Raw genomic sequence first — 640 nt, 5'->3', positions numbered from 1 at the left:
TTCCAGGCCCATGCCAAAGGTGTACTGGCGTGTGGCGCCATAGCTGGTGACGCCTTGAGTATTGGAAACCCAGGCGACGACATTTTCCCAGGGGACAATCAGGACTCGATGGGTTTTGCTGTCGACGTAACAGACTTCGCGGCGTTGACGGTTGAAGCGGACGGGGTAGGTCTTTGTTCCTTTGAATACGTCGGAGAGCATTCCATAGATATACGCACCTAGAGGGAGGATGCCGTAGAGAGCATATCCAGAAAAGGCTTGAACACACATCATCAGATCTTTGAGCGGATTAGGAAAATTTTGAGGATAGGCGAGCATCCCATAAAGAACGATAAGAGCAGGCGCGATAAAAGCGAGAACCAGTAGTATCCAAATTCCTGCGGCCAATATCTTTCCCTGTTCAACCATTCCCCGGTTACTTCCTCCTAGCTCGAGGAATGTTTCGTTCATCTCCGAAAAGTTACGGCATGATACTTGTGCCTGACCTGTGTAAACCGGCAGAGGCGAGAGGAACAGGGTCTCGTTCAACCCCTTGGTGCGGATCTCCCCGGCAGATGGGCGCTGGCTGCGGAGGTCCGGCGCAGGTTCAGTGGCTGCAGTTTTGTTTTTACGGTTGAACAGATTTCTAAACATCGACAGT

At 51.6% G+C, this 640-nt stretch carries 1 pseudogene; it reads right to left on the bottom strand.

Annotated features, from left to right (window positions below):
- Positions 1–640, bottom strand: a pseudogene (locus tag PVZ80_RS00170) (DUF6708 domain-containing protein); the annotation flags it as partial.

The organism is Pseudomonas sp. B3G-3 (assembly GCF_028640915.1).
Taxonomy (GTDB): Bacteria; Pseudomonadota; Gammaproteobacteria; order Pseudomonadales; family Pseudomonadaceae; genus Aquipseudomonas; species Aquipseudomonas chlororaphis_I.
This window is presented reverse-complemented; position numbering and strand designations above follow the sequence as displayed.